Here is a 20,376-nt window from a genome sequence, read left to right as displayed (position 1 = left end):
TTCCAGAGTCAGGGCGACCCCATGAAGGCCATTCATTCTGTGGGGGAAAAATCTAAACTGTCGTCTGATTATCAGTCGGTGGTGTTGACCAATGATCAAATTCCTCCGGTAGATCAACCACCGGCCAGCCCGATTGGCAGAGTCCTGAACGATCAGATTTATGGTTCAACGGATGACCGTCGTGACATTGATCTGTCCACGAAATTACTTCTTGAAGAAGCCGTTAGAAAAGGCAACTCGGAAAAGATCACACTGGACGGGACCGGTGGCAGGCTTAAGGGGTATTTTCATCATGGCAATGGTGGCCCGGCAGCGGATAAAAAGGTCGTGCTGTTTCTCCATGGAACTCATTTATCCTGTGAAACCCAGGTCAAAACCACCTGGATGCATTACCGTAATCAGGGTATGGATCTTCTGGCGGTCAACGGACGGGGGTTTGGCAAGAGTGATGGCTCCCCCAGTATGAAAGGGCTGACGGACGATGCCTGGACCATGCTGTCGTACCTGATTAAGGATCGAAATATAGACCCCAGTCGTATTGTGATTCACGGCTATTCCATGGGAGCGGCTGTCGGAGCGCATCTGGCCAGGACGGCTGCGGTCCGGCAACAGTTGCCAGCGGGGTTTATTCTTGATCGTCCCATGGCCAGTCTTGGGGCGGCTGTCGTGGCTCATGGCCTGGGTGTTGTTCCCGGTTCTGGCCGTATGATCAACAGGCTGGCAAAACGGTTTAATATCAGAGAAAACCTGCGCAAGGTGTCCACCAAGCTGCCATTGATGTTGTTTTCAGATAACGAAAATCTGGGTACACACGCTGAAAAACTCAGAAAACAATTGCAACAGGATGGTTTTCGAGTGGTTGGTGAGGCTGCCAATGTGGAGCATGAAGACATCAACCGATTGATGGCTCGTTACAAGGACCAAATTGGTTTATTCGTTCGCTCCTCTACTGAAAACCCCAGACCTGAGAATAGAACCCCGCCTGAGCGGAAGCCTTCCTATGAGGGACCTCAGAGCCTGATTCAGGAGGTTTGGGGTGAGGAACCGCGCGATTTTGATGAGCTGGGGTCACGGATTGGCTTATTCAGTGATTTGAAGCCAACGGCCTTGCCCGATGAACAGGATAACCGCTTATACCAAACCCTGGTGGCTGAAGCACCCCATGACCTGAAAATGCTCAATGGTGACAATACCGGCTTTAAGGCTGCCCTGAACTGGCTTTTGCGAGAATATCCCTCTACCAGTGCCAGTAAAGCAGTCGGTCAGATTCTTGAATACATCAGACAACATCCCGGGGACAGCGCCATCACTGAGTGGGCCAGGTTTTTGCTGGTTCACTACGATGGGACGGCCGCCTGGGATAAGCAGAATTTCAGTGTCGCTCTCGGTAAGGAACTCTGGCAGGAACTGTCCAAGACTCAGCTGGATCAGCCTGCCCGGCAACGTATGGCTAAAATGGCTGAGTTGGCAGCGAAGGGCGAGCGCAAAGGGGACCTGGTAAAAGCGGACGGTCTGGGAGACCTTGTCGCTGACAAGTCAGGAAATCCCCATACCATCCTTGACCCCTCGGAAACAGACTTTGAGCCTGTGGTCAGAACACGATCCCGGGCGATTGTTCGCAGTGATTCGAGGAAGGATTTTTTTCTAGTCAACGGTGAGGACTACCAGCGTTCCGGCACGAAAATCATCCGTGCAGACGATGGTAAAGATTCTGTTGGCATCATCCTTTCCAAAACCTGCAAAAGAGTGGTGGGAGCTTCCTGTTCAATGCGGGTTCTGCTCTCTGACCAACCGATAGAACGGCGGGTTATTGATGTATCGCCGGACATGGTTGGAAAGGATGAATCTGCCCGGTTCCAGCTTTACCGCTATGGGGCTTTCAACGGTGAAATTTACCAGATCATCAATGAGAGTGACTCACTCATCAAGGGACGCCGGGTAGTCGGTGCGGACTCGGTGGTTGCTACTCATCGCCAGATAGAACAGAAAAAGCGCGATGGCGGCTTAGGGCGTCCCATCTCGATACCGGTCGGCTCTGTTGAGATTAAGGATATTCTGGTAGAGAAAGAAACAGGCCTGATATTTCAATGGGAAAAGGAATACGCAAAAGCCATCCAGCTGGCGGATGCTGACCCGATACTGAAACTGGAGACCGTTTCCGGCCAGAGTGTTGACCTGGTTCGAAGTGAAAGGCCTGACCGCCTCCTTCCTGATACCCCGGAATCCGCAGATATTTCTCCTTGGGTCATGGAAAAACTGAAATTCATTGAAGACGTTCAGCGACGTGTGCAGGCAGATAATGGCGAGTCTCTTCCAGCCGTTTTGCCGGGGTACGATCAACAGGCGATTAAAAAAGCGATTACGGCCAATATAAGGGAAACGCTGATCGGCTCGATTTCTGCAAAAATTCTGGATAATTTTATGCTCCCTCCCGCTTTAGCAAACGAGGCTGAGGCTAACAGGTTGGCATCACTGTTTGTGGACTCCTTGCTGGAAGGCAGTTTGCCAAAAAGAGGGGTATTGATTTCCGATATGGAACGTTTGGGATTACGTTTCGATGCAGGCGACCAAAGCAACGCAGCATTTTGGTATGGAAAACGCCGCGATCATTTGCCTGATTATAAAAAAATGGTCGAAAGGCACACAAATCAGAAAGTCGTTATTGATTTGGATTTGAATGGTTTGGCCTGGCTACATTCAATGGGTTCCGAATTTTGGAAATTAAGCAGGGGGGCGTACCCAGAAAAAACTAAAGATATGCTTTATAAGTTATTTAACAGAAATACTGCCATTACGAGCTCTTTTTATGCTGCGGGTGTTCAAGGTAGAGTTTATGTTTTTGCAGAGGGTGGGCTGAGGTACGACAATTATTTCTGGAATGGTGTGCTGCCGGTTTTGAGGGACTTGCAAAAGGAGGAAAGGGTTACCGATATTCGGGTAATGACTGACCTAACGCCGCCATCAACCGGCCAGCCGCTGGGACAGGGTTTGATCGACGGTATCACCATGAAGGCTCGTTATGGCAGCCTGAATGCTGAGTTAAAAAGCAGACTGCCCTCTGGACGGGTTTATAAAGACAATGAATTTGTCGATGTGCCGGTTAAGACCGATCTGGTTGAACGGGTATTGCGGAAAAAAATACCCTTCTATCTGCTGCGCTCAGAGCTGAATATCATTGTCGTAAAAGAGGCTGACGGGTTCAGGGTCAGCTCCTGGGCAGATGATGGGGGAGCGAGAAAAATAATTAAGGTGGATGATCCGAATGATCCGAAAAAAATATCAGCGATCCAGAATTTTATCCTGGCAAATTATGAACGATTTGATCGGCTTCCTGATCAAATCGAGCTAACCGGTAATAAGATTTTTACTATTGATGGCAATGACAGGACATCCGTTGCGCTAAAACAGGATGACCGATGGGTTTACTTAAAACAGCCCGACGGGCTCCATTCATTTGGTGTCAGGATTAATACTGGAGACGCCAGCGATGTTGTCCTGTTCGATTCCGGGCAAACCCCCGATGCTCTTTTAAAAGCAGCTGAAGCCGCCAGTGATTTTGATTCAAGAAGTGATTCAGAAAAAATATCTTACCTGGCTGTCATTGAGGAAAGTGGCGGCACGATTGGCATACTGGCCAATTCACCTGAATTTACAGACAGTGATAAGTATGATGATTTTGTTGACCGGTTCACAGACAAGCTGATTTATTATTTAAGCAATAATGAGATCGGCAAACGTTTCAATCAATACCTTCAAAACTTGACAGGGAGGCTGGCTCATCCTGAAAAGTTAAGTGACCTGGATCCCGGTCTGCCTGAGATACGTTTTCCAGAAGAACTCAAGTTAATACTGGTTCTTGAGACTCCGGAAAGCCTTGCCAAGTTGCAGTCCGGGGAAAGGAAAAGACGAGTATTACCCTTCGACCCTAAGGCTGGACAAGGCAACAAGCCGGGCGTATCTGGTTCAATTACCCGCTTGCTGGTCGACCCAACGCTGGGTAAAGCATTTGGTCAATTGAACTATAGCTACAACTTCCCCAAAGTCGCTATGGAAATAATGGCCGCGACTGCCCCTGTCGCCGGTAAAGGTATAGGCAGCAGAGGCCTGGAAGAAGTTGCCAAAGAGGTACTCAATAGCCGTGAAAACCTGAGCCCCATTGATATCAGAAACGAAATACTCCGGAATTATTACCTTTATTTTGACGATATTCCTAAATCTTTCGCGCAGGTGTATGGAGAACTAAAAGCCAAGGCCGTTATTGCTCCTGTTGCCAGGGATAACCAACCCAACCGGATTGGCTTTGAGCGAGAGTATCTCAATATACACGTCCTTAATGAACAAGATGGTTCCCTCCTGGACGCAGACAAACGAAGGAGCCTCGCCTATTCGAAATTAGGTTCTTGGGGCTACCCTCTTCTCAATATTTCAACGGATACCCATCTTGGTGGAGCGATCATTGAGGTCGTCACCGCGCCTCTGACCCTTGATCAGTATAATGAGAAAACCTACTACCGGGTTATGGCAAAGCTGAAAAAAAGCTTCAAGGCGATTCCCCAGGACGGAGCGGAGTCGGTGCAGGGATTTGTTGACCGGTTTAATAAAAGCCTGGAGTCATTAGGTGATGAGGCCGCAGATTACAAGCTTCGTCCTAATCCTTATTTTTCTGGCGATACCCCACTTGAAAACATAAGGTTCACTCGTAACGAACAACGGGAACAGTGGACTGTCAGAGACCAGGGAACATTAAATGCCAATTATCGAGCCATTGGTGACCCGTTTACCATGATGGCCGATCTTATTTATCCAGACGGCCTAAAATCAGTGCTCCCCGATTTCCTGAATGCCCAGGTCCTGGCTCATGAATACGCAAAACGCATTGATACGGGTCAGGTCACCGAGAATATAAGGTCTTTCCTTGTCCATTTGTTCTTCGAAGGACGTATCGTCCATGGAGCGCCTGATCCTAAGGAAACAAAAAAAACGAGAGTGAATTTGCTGTTCAGGTTTGGGGAAGTCGAGGCAATTACCTCCATTCTAAGTAAAAAGGAAGTCGACACACTGGATCGTTATTTTTCCCGGGAGACTATTGAAAACCTGACGGATAAGATACATCAGGATATTGTGTCGGGATTTTCCGAGGAAATAACCTTTCCAGATCTGAAAAAAACCATGCTACAGGAGCGGCTCGAAAGCGTTTTGGAAGCCATTGTGATAAGAAAGAAATATGGCGCTTTTCGGGTTCCGATTCCCTCTTCGGATATTTTAAGTAGCCGCCGTGTTTTTCCTATCGGGAAAGGCACAAGTGAGCTGATCAATATCGGAACGCTTAACCCAGGCTCCAGACTACCGATTGTGAAGACGGCTGATGGTCAACATCACGTTAAAATAGAAATCAGGCATACTCAATCGCAGATACTCTCACTGATCCGGCAATCACCGGAAAGTTCCGGCATGGCCGGCTGGCTGGCACTGATGATGAATCCCGATGCCCTGGGTACTAAGCCCGAGGCAACCCGGGACTTTATTTTAGGCCTGGCGGACACAGCGGTGAATTACAACGGGATTAATCAGGCCGATTTTTTTCATGAAATTCTGCGGGACAAAGTTGTCGGCCTGACGGATGAGCGCATCCAGCAAGTGGAAGACATTTTCATTGACCTGAGCCGGAAACAAGACCCTGGCTTTATCGGTGATGCCAGCAGGCAAGATTTGCTGGCTGAGCTGATCAAGCGCCGGGCCCGTGAGTTACACTCCGATCTGCTTTATGGTCAGCAAGATACCGGTGAACAGGTTATCAGGCTGGCGCAACTCCACGCGCTTTCTAAAACGCCTCCTGCCGGGTTTGATACTGCTGACGGGAAGACCATCGGGCTGGAATTTGATGCCCAGAGGTCCATGAGGGATTTTGAGCGGAAAGATCAGAACGGTCTGAAAACCCTGACGGTGGGTGTAAGGGACGACCTTGCCTATGACAGGGACAAGAGCAACTACCGGGTAACCTATGATGGCCCTGACCTTAATGAGATCAAAATAACAAGGGAAGCTCTCCTGCCCAAAACGATTCTGGTGATTGATAAAAACCGTTACAGGCAGGCACTGTTATCTGGAAGCCTGATCAAGCATCAGTTGCAGTTGGATATTGACGAGATTGTCCGCCAGTTTTCAGAAAGGGGGATAGCGGAAAAACTGGAGGCATTGGGCATAAAAGCCGGGGAAAACCTTGGTTTGAATGTTGGCAGGGGTATCCGCATTGAATTGATGCCAGAGTGGTCGCCGGTTGAGAGCAGGGTACTTATGTATGACCGGGATGACCCGGCCCGGCCAGTGCGAGTGCAGTTGGGAACCCTCCGAGCCCAGGGAGAGAACCTTCCTGGCCTCGTTAAAACCCTTTACCCGCTAGCCCTGGCCGCCAGTTACACTGACGGGCAACCGTCAGAACAAGCCACCACTGACCCCAGAAGAGTTCTGGTTAATACTATCTGGAATCAAAATAACCGATTTCTGGATAAGCTCGGCGATACCGTTGGCTTAACCGCTCTTTATGACCCGTTGCCGGTATTGAGGTCAACGGCAGACAGCCTTTATCACAAGATGCTGGTCGGTCAGGAACACGACTGGCAAATTCGCCCCGGCACGGTTGCTGATTTCAGGGATGTCTTTAACCGTTTACCGTCAGCAGAGCTCAGGCAGGTGTTTGCCCAGGCCTTTCAATACTTTGGTGAGATGCCGGAACAGGAGCGTGCCCGCTTTATTTTTGCGGTTACCAGTACTTATGAAGCCCTGAATCACCCGGTTAATGGCGACCGGGAAAAAGTAGACGCCTTGTTAAAAGCCATAGGTCCTGAGCATCTGACCCGAATGAAAGACTACGGGGTTTCAGGCCAGGAAAAAACGCTTATAGCCATGACAGGCGCATTGAACTCAGTGCTAAGGCAGGTCAGAGGAAATGATGGCCTGGCGCGGGTTGAATTTCCATCGTCCGGCCAGTCAGTGCTGGTTCTCGATCCTTCCGAGTTTGAATACAGCGGCAGGCAACCTCTTGAATTCGCCATCAGTCATTATGACGGTAAACAGATACAGCCTGTTTTCAGGAGTGAACCCGCCGCTTACGAGCGGCTAGGGTTTAAGCTGCTGATTGACAATGCCAATGCTGAGTTCAGGCTGGTCAGGACGGATGCTGATTCAGGCACTGACCGCCTGGTTTTGAACCTTGATAAAGCCGCCTTGGTACGGTCTCAGCTCAGCCCCTTATTGCAAAACCTCCAAAATATAAAGACAACGGAAGTCGTCAATTCGGGAGAGAACCAGCGTTTCTGGCTGGTCAGGATGAAAGACAGTGGTCAGTACGGGGTTCTTCTACAAAATGCTAAAAGTGATGGCGAGCAACCGGATGTAAGTAGTGTGCCAAAGAATGTGCGGATCGTGCCTTTCGGTGAGACAACCACCGTCAGTCACATTCAGGACGCTGTAGCAATAGACAGCAAACTGAATCCCTCAACAGGGGAGCCGGAGGCAGGCCGGTTATTCACTGCTTCTGATCCGGAACTGAGGTTCATTCTCTTTCACCTTCCCCCAGGATCGGCTGACCAGGAAGCTGATGGCCTTCGGGTATTAAAAAAAATGCGTCATTCGCTGGCGCTTTTTTTCAAAAGTACCGATGAAGGAAAGGCATTAAAAAAACGCTTAACCCCACTGGTCACTGATCTGGCCCGGCCTGTTTCTTTGAGTGACCTCCCGCAGATTTCCCAGGCAGCCGGAGGTAAAGTTTCCCGCGTTATTCCCGATCAGGCCAGGGTTCTGATGACGCTGGACAGCACCAGCGACCAGAATCTACGCCTTGAGCGTTACCAGGGACAAAACGGGTTTGTGACAATAAAAATAGACCCGTCAACCATCAGGCCCGGAGCTGAAATCAGTGATAGCACCCAGCTGTTTCCCAGACTGGCCAGTATTTTTCCGGAGGTGTTGCCTGCCGGTGGGGAGCTTGAGTATGAAAACCGCATCAGGGAGAGTCTGGGATTGCCCGTCGTTGAGCAAAAAATCTCGGACGCCATCGCTAAGGGAGATGAGCAACTCGTCGTTCGATCCATTGAGGTAGCCCAGGGACTGCGCCTGACCATTAATGAACAGGGGGCTTATGACCAATTCAAACGACAGGTTGTTGTTGCTGAAATGCCTCCGGGAAAGAGTGGCAAGCCTTATGCGCGGCTGGTGATGGATGCTGTGGACTCCCTGCGGTTGGAAATCAGTGATCCTGAGTCGTTTAAGGCCGTTTCTGGTCTGGATGAGGAAACAATCAGCCGGGTGTTAACCGAAGCGCTGCGTGATGACCAGGCGAACGGTCGCTACCTGGTTCAAAACCTTGAGCGTGTTAATCAAGTACTGGCGGAACGGGCTTCAGGCGAACTGCCGCCTTTCAAAGTGGTGAACAATGAGCTGATTGAAAAAATTAAGACTTCCGTATCTGATTTTGTCAATGTTGAACCAACGTCCCCTGATGGCTCACCGGGCAAGCAGCGGGAGTTCGTCAACTTACAGACCTGGGGAAGCCCGCTGTCCGGCCTGGATCGCCTGATGTCCAGTGAAAGTGAGCAACGGTTTCTTGCCAAGTGTCGTTCAGAAGCAGAGAAGCTGGTGCTGAAATACACGACTGTTGATAGCCAATACCGGTCTCATATTAAGTCCCTGTTTACCAACTTCCTTTTTCAAAGCATTACGAAAATTGCCAGACAGATGACGCCTGATGTTTCTGCAGGGTTCTTGCCCCTGACGGGTGTCAGTGACGCAGTAGCCGGTGAGTTACCGCAAAATGCGGCAAAAGAACTGAACGAGGCAGTGAATAAAAACCGGCTTGACTCTTTCACCGCCACTATTAAGGCGGCTGCGCGTCGCATTACTGATTTTGCCAATATTGATAAAAATGTTCTAAAGGGTCATCTGTTTGATAAAACCGTGTACAGCGTTTTTGCGGAAACTCTGTCCCTCAGGGTGTCAAAAGGAGAGGCGTTCCAGTTACCTGTTGAGCCCATGTCGCTGAGCCCGCGAACCAGCGACCCTGTCATTGACCCGGTAGCCATTAACGAGGAGCAACGCCAGCCACTGGTAAAAAGTGGTGACCAGGTGTTTGGCATGGTGAGTGTCGATATTGAGCGAGTGGCCGCCTGGCAAAACCTTGAGTCAGGGGAAGTGGATGGGATATTGCAATTAACCCGGCAGTCGGGCATTGGTGGCTCAGTTTCAGAAACTCTGGCCTTTATTAAGAATCTGGAAACGGTTTTCAGCGATGTTACCGAACCCCCGCAGTCCCTGTCTGAAGACATTGCCAGAAGAGTCGGTGAGCTTGGTCCCATTGATCGGAACCGACTTGGGCAGGCATTGATTGATCGGGTCAGTGATGAGCAAAAAACAGACATTGTTGCTGATCGCAGCCAATGGCAGGCTCGTTCCGAACTTGCTGGTGAGCTGCTGAAACTTGAGCTCAGTGATATTGCCGGACAGTTGGCAGCAGATGAACGCCTTGAAGACGTTCAGTGTCGGCGGGTGGACGCTTTAAGCAGGTTGACTGATGTAGTGACTTTGTCACTGGATTTGCGGGGCACCCGGGTTGCAGTGGAGTTAAATCCGACGCTGACTCTGGATGCCTCCTGGGTGGATACCCGGCAAAACCGGATGGTTATTGGCACCACAAAGACGCAGGGGCTGGTGGCAGTAGGAGCCTTAACGCTGTTTAAGGTGCTGGACAGGGCGATTGGCGGAGAACACACCGGCAGCGACCTGGTAGCTCTCGGGGTTCGAAATAATCCTGAAGGTCTCGCGATCAACGATCCGGGCAGGGTCAGGGTAATGCCAGCCCGCCTGGACGTGGCGGCCAAACTGGATCGTCTGGAAACAGCCGCCGGGTTAGTAAGAGAATTGGACGCATTTGGCAGTGGTGACAGTGCAGACAGTGCGCGGTTACTGAAACAGAAAATTTCGAACAGCGTTGAATTACTGAAACAGAGAATTTCAAACAGCGTTAAATTACTGCAAACCATGTCCGGCGATGAGAGCCACTGGAATATCGGCCAGGAGCCTTTTCGCAAACGGCTTAATGCTTTTAGCAGAACACTGAACCTGCCCAAGCCGGAGCCGGATATACCCAAGGTTATTTGTCGCAGGGCTACGGGTGAGAGCTGTGGTCGCTCTGCCATCCAAACCCTCGATCAGGTGGATGATGAGCTGGATAAAGCCCTGACCAGCAGGGAGTTGGAGGCGCTAAAACAGCAACTGATGGCATCGGGTACTGAGGGTAAGGCGGCAGAGCTGCTGAAAACCATTAATCTCTTTGCCAACCAGAGATTTGCTGCCGTTTCGGGAGTTAGCCCCGCGGATGATAGCAAACTCCAGCAGAAGGTGATGACGAAGCTGGTGGAGTTGTTGTCGACGGGTAAAGCCAGTTCTGTGGACGCGGCTATAGACAGTGTTCTGGAGATATACAGCAAGGAAGGTTTTGCCAGCAAGGAAGTTTTTGCGGAAGACATCAGCGACTTGAGGGAGGCCATCAGGGGCAGCGACGAATTCAAGGCCATTGTTGAGTCCATGGTGGATCAAAAAGGCAGCCATGAAAGCAGTGATGCCCTGAAACAGGCTGGAGCTTTGCGGGAAAACATGATTGACCGCTGGCTCAGGAAACACAATGTTGACCAATCCCCAACCCTGAAAAAATTTCAGAACGTTCAGGCAAAACTGGGTGCCAAGCCCTGGTTTGGCAAGGCTCAGATGGCGTTCGGTGTGGGTATGGGGATAACGGGCCTGGCCCAAAGCTCGGTGTCGCTGCGCAACTTGAATGAATATCGGGACTATCTGTCACCAGAAACCTATGCCACGGGGATTGCCGGGGTGGCACTGGGATACACTGGCAGCATCTTCAGTTTGTCCAGAACGTCCCACTCGATAATGTCCAAAGCCGCCGGCTTTGCCGATGAAGGGCTGGGTCTTGCCGGTGCGGTCATTGAAAATGCGCCAAGGCTGGTAGGGAAAAGCGCCATCAAATTATCGGCGAAAACCACATCCCGGTTGGCTAGATTTGTTCCCATGGTGGGAGGCTTTGTTGCCGTGGCGGCAGGTGCGGCCGCCCTGGCTTCCAGTGTCATGGCTGCGAAGGATGCCAGTGAGGCAGGCAATAGTGCCCAGGTGGCATTTTATGCAGTGAATGCTGCACTGGACTGCATTGGTCTTGCTTTGGATGCGGTCAGTACTGTTATGGAAGCCTCGGTGATTCTGGCACCGGTTGGTTTTTTACTGGATATCATTTCCACCCTGCTTGGACTGGTTCAGACCATCATCGGTCTTTTTATCCCGCCCACCAATGCCCGTCAGGACTTTGATGCCCTGATGACGAGTAAGGCGTTTACAGACTTTATCGATAAGTTGGCCGGGGACGCAGCAGAGGAAGGCTATAGCCGATTTGCCTGGAGGGAAACGGCAGATCAGCATCTTAAAGATCGCTTTAAAACCTATGAAGTGGATTTGCGAACTTTACGACACCAGGTCGTCAGGGATCTAGAGAGCAGCGGTGAAAAAGGCATCAAAATCTGGGATATGGATGCACTGTCCAAAAAGCTGTTGGCGCGCACCACGGATAAAGACGACTATGTGGTGGCAAAAGGCGATAAAGAAGTTCATGGACTGGGGGGCGAAGATAAGATTTTCCTCGAGATGCACCAGGGGAAAGCCTTCGGTGGCGCTGGTAATGACCTGCTGGTGGGGGGAGTGTTTCAGAGCGGGGGTGCCGGTGATGACAGGCTCGTGCATACTCTCGGTAAAGTAGTTCAGGAGGGAGGGAAAGGTAACGATGAAATAAGCCCCGGTACCGGGTTTGCTGTTATTGACGGTGAGGCCGGTAAGGACACTCTGGTCTTGCCCAGCCCTGTGTTTGAGACCCATTTTAAGGGCATGTACCAGGTACAGTGCCTGAAAACTGATTTGGGGGTACGGAAGATTGATGATTTCTCAAAGCTCCAATATCACTGCGTCTTCTGCTATGAAAAAGCGACCTTTAGTTCTTCTGGTGTGGTTGCCAAGTTTAATCAGGAAGCGCTGAAAACGGGGCAGGATGGTTTCCCCTATCTGTTTGAGGTAGATCTCTCAAAACAAACGTTCACCAACCGGTTGGTTGAACTGTTAGAGCGGAAAAAGCAGGAGGGCAATGACTTCGGTATCTTGAAGGACCTGTATGGTTTGCAGAAGAAAGGTAAAGATAGCCTGCGGGTTCACGATTCAGGTATTAACTTTATCAATTATGCAGGTGACCCCACGACCTTCCTGGTTCATAGTTATTCCAGTCTGAAAAACTGCAAAGGTAAAACTGACATATCCCGAAGTCGTTCAGGTTGCCCTGATGATGAGGATGTGGTGCCGTTCAGTGAAATTGGTACTGATATTCAACCTTTCAAAGAACTCCCTGCAAAAGAAGTTTATAAAGTGGGTGATGTTGTTATCGCCCTTCTTCGCAGAGAGGAAGTTAAGCACTGGGAAGCTAAAGAGCACAAAAAGCTTTATAAGTCCCAGTCTAAAAAAGACATCTTTGCCCTGAATGTGGATAAGCATCGTCATCATTCTTACAACAGCCTGAAGGCTGATGCAAAAGGACGAATTTATGGGGTTGTAAATGAAAAAAAAATGCCCGGTGGCGGTTGTCAGTTGCTTCATCAAAAGACCCGTTGTGCAGACAGTTCAGCATATAAAACTCTTGAAAATTGCTGTGTTTTTTATGGAGTGGCGGGCATTGATTATATTAAAGAAAACCAAGTGTACGAGGGAGCTCTGTATATACATACCAAGGGGCTCAAGGAGGAGAAGAAGGATCGTTCAATCACTATGTACTTTTTGAGTGATAAAGAGGATCGCCTGATTGAGTTTAATCATACACAGTTGCTTGAATATGCCAACCTTAAATCCTTTTACGATAAGAGTAATAGCAGGCGTTACACTCACCTTAATAACCCGGTGGTTCGATTTTACGCGGGTCTTATGGATTTTATCGGAACCCAGGGGGAGGTCAAAAATATTGAAAACGTAGTTGGCAGTGCTTACAGCACCAAAATAATCGGAGATGACCAGAACAATCTGATGGTAGGTAAGAGTGGCCGTAATTTCTTCAAGGGATCATCTGGCGATGACCAGATTGTCACCGGGAGTGAGTTTGATGAAGTCTATGGCGGAGCCGGGCGGGATACCATATCTATTAAGGCCTCAGAGAAAAGCCGGAAATACGTCGACGGCGGCCCAGGTGTTGACAGGGTCTCATATGCACAAAGTAACCAGCGAGTGACCATCGACCTCACCAGAGATAAAAGCCAATTGTCGTATGGTGATGTGTATGTCAATGTCGAAATCTTTGAGGGATCAAATCACGACGATATCATGAAGGGGAATGATGAAAGCACTACCTTTATTCCCCGGGCTGGCGATAACATAGTGTATACCTACGGGGGTGATGACACCGTACTGGCTGATGGTGGAACCACGACAATGCGGTTGCATGAAGGGAGTAATAAGGTTTTCCTGAAGGCTGGGCATCATACTGTCGAGGGTGGCAAAGGCAATGATGAAATTTATTTTTCTGATACCACTCACACCCAGCATCTGATTAAGGGTGGAGGAGGCAGGGATCAGCTAATCAGTACTCTGAGGCCCATTGTTACGTTGAAATTCAAACGGCTGTCGACTTCTGTCGTTGTTCCGAGTACACAGCCAACAACGAAGTCTCCAGTGTTGTCATTCTTAGAATCTATTTTACTTGAACATTTTGTTAAACCGACATCGTTGCCCCTGACGAAATTCCAGTGCTTGGATTTTGCACCTGTCCGCCTGGTGGTGGATCTTGCGAATAATGTATTAAAGCTAAAAGTTTCAGGTGTCTACGATGCCGTCAAAGGCGAGACAAGAATAAAGCGTGAAGACAAGTTTTCCAAGGACAGCGGCTTTCAGTTGTCATTTGATTCAGCTGGGAAGCAGATAGTAAAAAAAGTAGCACTGGGTGACTTCATAAAAGGAGAGGCAACGATAAGCTGGGGAAGCATTGTTCAGGGTGTATCAATGGACTCAAGTTTGGAGTCGTTTATTTCTAGTGCCGTCGTTGATGTTGATCTGAAGTGGGCACCTGAATACAAAACAAAAGTGATCACTAAAGATGGAAAAATAACAGAGCAGGTAACGACAACGTATAAGGAAAAATGCCAGCCTACTCAATGGTCGGTCGAATTCTCAACGATTGATTCGCCATCAGTGACCATCGATTTAACCTACAAAAAAGATGGGCGCTTGCAGGTGCAAGATGTAACGACCCTGGTCGCTCAGGACGGTGATGACAGGATTACCGGAAACCCCGATGAAAATAATAGAATTATCGGAGGCAGCGGTAATAATCGTTTAATTGATATGGGCGGAGATAACCAGTTCTCCACAGGAATGGGAAGTAACACCATTACCGCCGGTCCCGGATACGACACGCTTTTGTATCAGGTGGCGACCCGGACCTGGCTGAAAGGTCGGCCCTTCATTCCCTACACGCTGGATGCTATTTCGGTGGATATGGCCAGCGGAAGAGTTCTTCATACATGGAAAGCCAATAACAGACAATCTCCAGACAAATCATTTTCAGATCAGTTTACCGGAATTGACCATATTGTTGGTACTGGCAATAGCGATCATTATTCCGGATCGGACGATAACGAGCAATATACCACGGGCGGTGGCGACGACACTGTGGATATGGGCGGAGGCGATGATCTGGTTATTGTTCTGGATTCCGGGCAGGAGGCGGTAAAACCCAGCCTCAATGGTGGTAACGGCATCGATACCCTGGTGTTTGAAACTCGACAGGGCGTCTGGTTAGATCTGGAAGCGGGCAAGGCCAGGGTTGGAACCGGGGAGCTATTTCATGTCGCGGGATTTGAGCGGATCACCGGCAGTGTGAGTAGCGATACTCTTTACGGCGATGAGCTTGATAATGTTTTCACTCCCCGGGCAGGCGATAACCAGGAAGTCCATGGCAGGGAAGGCAACGATCGCTTTCTACTGTTTGAGGGAACCCACCTGGTTTCTGGCGGCAATGGCACGGATACCGTCGATTATCAGGCCCTGGTATTACCCCCCGGTACCACGGGTATTATGATTTTACAGGATTATCAGGCACTGTCAGACGGTCAGGGCGGGTTTAATGGCACCCACTGGTTTGACCCGGATTGGTCAGACTATGTCGAACAGGCCGGCTTGCCTTGTCCAAATGACGACACCCTTGGCAGGTCAGCCAATGTTTCGGTCACTTGTCGTTCAGGCTTTGTCGTCTTTCGTTATGAGGAGAGTTCGACTTTACCCAGATCGCCAGGCATCAAAGATCAGTTATACGACATTGAAAACCTGTTTGGCAGCCAGGGTGACGATGTCCTTTTCCTGACGTTGGCCGAACATTTAGCCAATGGGGCTGATGGCAATGACCGCCTGGTGGATCTATCAGAGGGAGCAACCCTGAACGGTGGCAAAGGCGATGACATACTCCATGCCAGCCTTCGTAACGATAGCCTGGGCACTACCACCGTGGGTGGGCCAGGTTCCGATGTTCATTATGGCGGCCCTGGCGATGATAAAATGATTGCGGATCAGGGTCCTGACCGGTTGATGGGCGATAAAGGCAAGGATTTTTATCTCATCGACTGGCAAGCCAGGGGCTCAGAGATTGCTGACCCGGATAATGGCAATATGCTGATGCTCAGAGGCAAAGGGGCCACCTCTAAGAATATTGGGCTGGTACTGAATGGGAATTTCAGTCAGCTGGCCTTTCAAGACCAGGGACAGTACTGGGTAAACATCACCATGGACGCTGTGCCAAGAAGAGTTCGTCCTGATGGCAGCCTGGACACCGGGCATTTTGTCGAAGCACTCTATCAGCATTTTCCTTATCTGCGCATTGAGGATACTGAAAAAGGCAACAAAACGTCTGCGGCTCCCCTGACCAAGCAAGATTTAAAGCTTTTTTATCAGGACCGGTTGATAAAGGATCCCCGTCTGGACAACATCCTGATTGCAGAGGCTGACGATCCGGTGCTTCATGCAGGCATCGGCAATGATGACCTGATGGCACTGGGCTGCCGGAAACCCAACCAGACGGAAGGAGTTTCTGGCTGCCACTACAAGCTCTTCGGTGAAGAGGGGCACGATACTTTCCTGGTTCGCAATGCGACAGCGGATGTCTACCCGGGGCCAGGCCATAACCAGCTTGCTGTGGGTGAAGGGGCCAGGGTTTTTGTCAGTTTTGATCCGGATCAATCACAAACCTTCGGGCTCTCTTTGCCATCTCCGCCAGAACAGCTCAGGTCCGTTTCCTGGCAGTCCGTTGAGCCAGGGCAACTGGTCAGCCATGGCGGGCCCCTCTCTGGTGAAAATAGTGCAGGCTTCAAAAATGCACGGAAGTTAACTGAAAGAAGTCAATGGCTGGAAATACCGGGCTTATTGACGGGTGGAGCCATGACACTGTCCTTGCAGTTGCGGGTTTCTGGTCTGGATCAGGCCTTGCTTCCCATTATTTATTTTGCTGATGACGTTGGTCGTCATGGCATCAGGGTAGATAAAACGGGCCGTGATGATCTGGAACTGACCCTTTCCGACGCTGCTGCTGAAACCAGCTTTCATGGGCGGGTATCTGATTTTTTTCAGGATGGCCAGTGGCTGCATTTGGCGCTGCGGGTGAATCGTGAGGGCCTGGTGGGCATTTATAAAGATGGGAAAAACGTTTTGGAAGGCGTCAGGGTTGATGTGCCAAAACGGATGATCAGGCCCGTGAATTTTCTGGGTCGGGAAGCGCTGGCGGTGAGCACTCAGAATCCCAGTAACGCAACCTTGACCGTTGCCGGGCTGATGGTGGTCGATCATCCGATGGCTGATGAGGCCATTAGTCAGCTGGCCAAATCCCCCAGCGGAAACCTGGTGAAGCTGTCGTCTGAGTGTGATTCAGTTGAAGTGGCTCTGACTCATTATCCTGACTATCTGGAGTTGGGTGCCAGGTACTACCTTGATGGTCAGGATACGGTTCGTGACTGGCTCCAGTCTATTGAACGTTTGCCGGGTATGATTCCTGAACCGGATGGACGACAGGTCTTTGTTGCGGATAAAAACAGCAAAAAAGGGTTGTTTCAGCAGGGCGATGGTTACAGTGAGATTGTCGAGGCGCCGGGGCGCGCCGATTTGTTGGTGGTGAACGTTAATCAAGATAGTCAGGTTGTCTTTCGTAAAGAGAATGATGACCTGATGATTTATCTTTTCAAGGATGGCGAAAGCCTGAAAACGACTTCTTTGACCAGCGTTTCGGATCGGAGACGATATCAGAATTATTTTAATAGCAACCATTCGGATCGGGTTGAGCGCATTGAGCTGGATCATAGAGTTTTGCGGTTGGAAGACATTTGGTCGCTCACCCGCGATTTTCCACAACCCTCACAAATCCTCAACAAGGCAAGACTTGAGGAGGTCAGGGTGCTGGAACGCCAGGGACAGTTGCTGCTGTTCTTTGGCGGGAACCATTTTCCCCTGGGAATGACGCTGGGCCAGTTGTGGCCGGTTGTCTGGGATAATTATGAGAATGATCCGCTGGTCACATTAAGCTGCCCAACCGTTCAGCCCACCAGAGGGACAAAGGCAATATGTTCCCTGTCGGCCATGGATTGGCGCGGGTTGGCCCGGGCCTACGGACAGGTGTTGCTTTCCGGGTCAAACAAGGACATCAGTGATGAGCACTTGCTGCAGCTTAGTGCCCGTAATGTGTTTGAGAAAACAGCTGGGTTCTGCCCGTTGACTGACATTGCTGCGTCCTCGTCAGACTGTATAGTACGTCTGGGTACTCCGGGTGCTGACAAGTGGCACTCATCAGGGGAGACAGGTGCCTTTTTTGGGCTGGGCGGTGATGATCAGTTCACGGTAACGGATTTACGCTGGGGTTATCTCGGCGGCGGTGAGGGCTATGATTCGCTGGTGCTTGCCCCCAAAGTCTCCGTCGGTACGTCGTTTATTGTTGATGGCAACCAACAGCACATTGCTGTGGATGGGCAGGTAAAATGCTCAGTGTCCGGATTCGAGTCTATCCACTGGCAGGTATCCGGTTCTGGCCAATTTATCCCATCACCGGAGGTGAAACAGTTAACGGTTACCTTGGGAGATGTGCAGGTTAAAACCGGGGCCAGGCTTGAAACCATTGTCGTTGGTGACACCGGAACTGTGCGACTGCTGGATACCGGTTGGAACTCGGTGACTATCTCCTGCAAGGAAGATGGAACCGGGCTTGAGAACGTCCATTTTAACTATCCGGGCATCAAGTTGTCCGACCTGATGGTGCAAAAGTTTGAGCCAGCAACAACGTTTGAGAATATTCTGACGGGGGGACAGATGACACTGTCCTGTTTTGTCAGTCCTGGTGTGTCTGGAGATGTGTCTGGAGATGTGTCTGGAACTGCCGAGGTTGAGTTGTTTGATTTTTCTGACTTGACGGACAGCGACAAGGGGGCAATGACCCTGCTGGTCAGTCAGGGGAAGGATCTGGTTATAAGGGTATTGTCGTCTGAAGGGAAAGAACGAAGGATTGACGCCAATGACTTTTTCCCACCGGGCAAAAAAACGCACCTGCTGGTGTCCCAGAATCAGAACGATTTGATGATTTATCAAAATGGCCAGCTTATCCAGTCTGAAGTGCTTGCTCCTTTGCCCAGGGCTTTACGCAGCAGAACGCAGATTGGGGACAGTGCCAGAGGTTGGCTGGACGCGGTGGTTTTGGTGGCTGGCAGCGTTAACGCCAGAACCGCAGCTTTGCTGGCAGAAACACCCAGCGGAAAGTTGACTCGGTTAAAACGAATCGATTCCCCTGAGCTGGGTGTGGTGGTCAAAGGGGGCGGGCCAAAGACTGTCACCGTGGGTCAGCAGCGCTTAACTCTGGATCATACCGACTTTGTTGAGAACCAAAGCATGAAATCTTTGGAAAATTTTCGGAAGGATGCTGAATTAACGGAGCCAGAGGTTAGCCCCGACGCTGCGAGTTTAGTGACCACCGTCACTCCGGTACTGGCAACTTCAAAGCCTGCTGCTACTGTCGTAAATCGGCTTACTCCCACAAAAAGCACTCAGTTTACTCAGGTAACACCGACTCCTACCCAATTAAAGCCAAGTGTTGAGTCTATTGAGTTTCCTGATTTTCCATTGACTGTTCTTAAACAGGAGGCGCCTGAATTACCCAAGATACCGGGGGTGGAAAATCTGCTTGTCAGGGCAAACTCCACTGAGCCTGAGTTCAAAAGGCTTGAATCACTCCCATGTTTTTCCAGTGGCTTGCCTGCAGGCGGTGGGAAGGATTTGAGTATCAGTAATAAACGTCATTTTTCGTACAACAGGCTTCAGTGCAATGAAAGTTCGGTCGAGTTGGTTGATTATCACCAGGCACCGCAACTGCAGGTTCCTCTGGGTGATCAATGGTCGGTATTGGGAAACTGCTCTGCGCTTTGCTTGCCTCTGGTGCCTACTGGTGCCTCTCCTATCCCGACTGTTTCTTCTTCTTTGCTCAACCAGACTGAATGCTTTTTGCCTTGTAATGTAACAGGTTTAGTATGGGATACCGAAGGGGGCAAAAATTACAATATAACCGAGTTAACACCCTTTTCTTATGGAGAAGCCATTAACTGTTATACGCCATGCCAGGGCCCGGCGGCCGCAATGGCAACCGAGTACAATCAGACAGTTAAGGTCGATCTTGATCTTGATCCGCAACAGGTTACCTCTGGTCAGACTTTGAACGTGCTTCTTAAAGAGATCAGGGATTTTAAATGGAACAGTAAGACTGATGTTTTATTAAAGGGAGATGACCTTGATAACACCTTTGAGCTGGGCTCATCCGCCTTAAATGGGCGGGTTGAATCGGGGGCTGGGGATGACCATATAAGGCATCGGTCCCGGGGGACAATGGTTTATCAATACGAACAATGGGGCGGCATAGACCTTATACAGGTATTGGGAGAGGGCAATCTGGAGTTGGATTTTGGCGATGTAGCTATCAATGACATCACTTTAACGGAAAGTCTTGGCGTTGTTCAAGTTGGAGTCAAATTCAAACATGAGGGTAAGGAAGTAGAAGACCTGTTTTATATCACCGGGAAATCCAAATCAGGAAAAGACAGTTTTGACCAGCCGCGCCTGACCGGTATTCGTTATAGAGATGGCAGCATTCAACAGGATGACCTGAATATTCTTATTCAGAGTATTAACCAGTTTGAAAATAAGTTTCAAACGTCGGTTTCTCCATCAATCTCACCGACTGCCACCCGGAGTGTGCCGCTGGTTTCGACTTCCTTTGCCGGGTGA

Annotated in this window: 1 protein-coding gene (cut by a window edge); it reads left to right on the top strand. The window is 49.9% G+C overall.

Annotation, left to right across the window (positions count from 1 at the left end; genetic code table 11):
* Positions 1-20,376, top strand: the 3' portion of a protein-coding gene (locus tag ACOJUO_RS00905; protein ID WP_422138676.1) for an anthrax toxin-like adenylyl cyclase domain-containing protein. The gene continues 9,525 nt to the left of window position 1, outside the view; the window shows 20,376 of its 29,901 coding nt (coding positions 9,526-29,901); the start codon falls outside the window, past its left edge; its stop codon occupies positions 20,374-20,376.

The sequence above is a fragment of the Endozoicomonas sp. ALC020 genome (genome assembly GCF_049275935.1).
Classification (GTDB): domain Bacteria; phylum Pseudomonadota; class Gammaproteobacteria; order Pseudomonadales; family Endozoicomonadaceae; genus Endozoicomonas_A.
The sequence above is the reverse complement of the archived record's forward strand: the minus strand, read 5'-3'. Positions and strand labels throughout refer to the sequence as shown.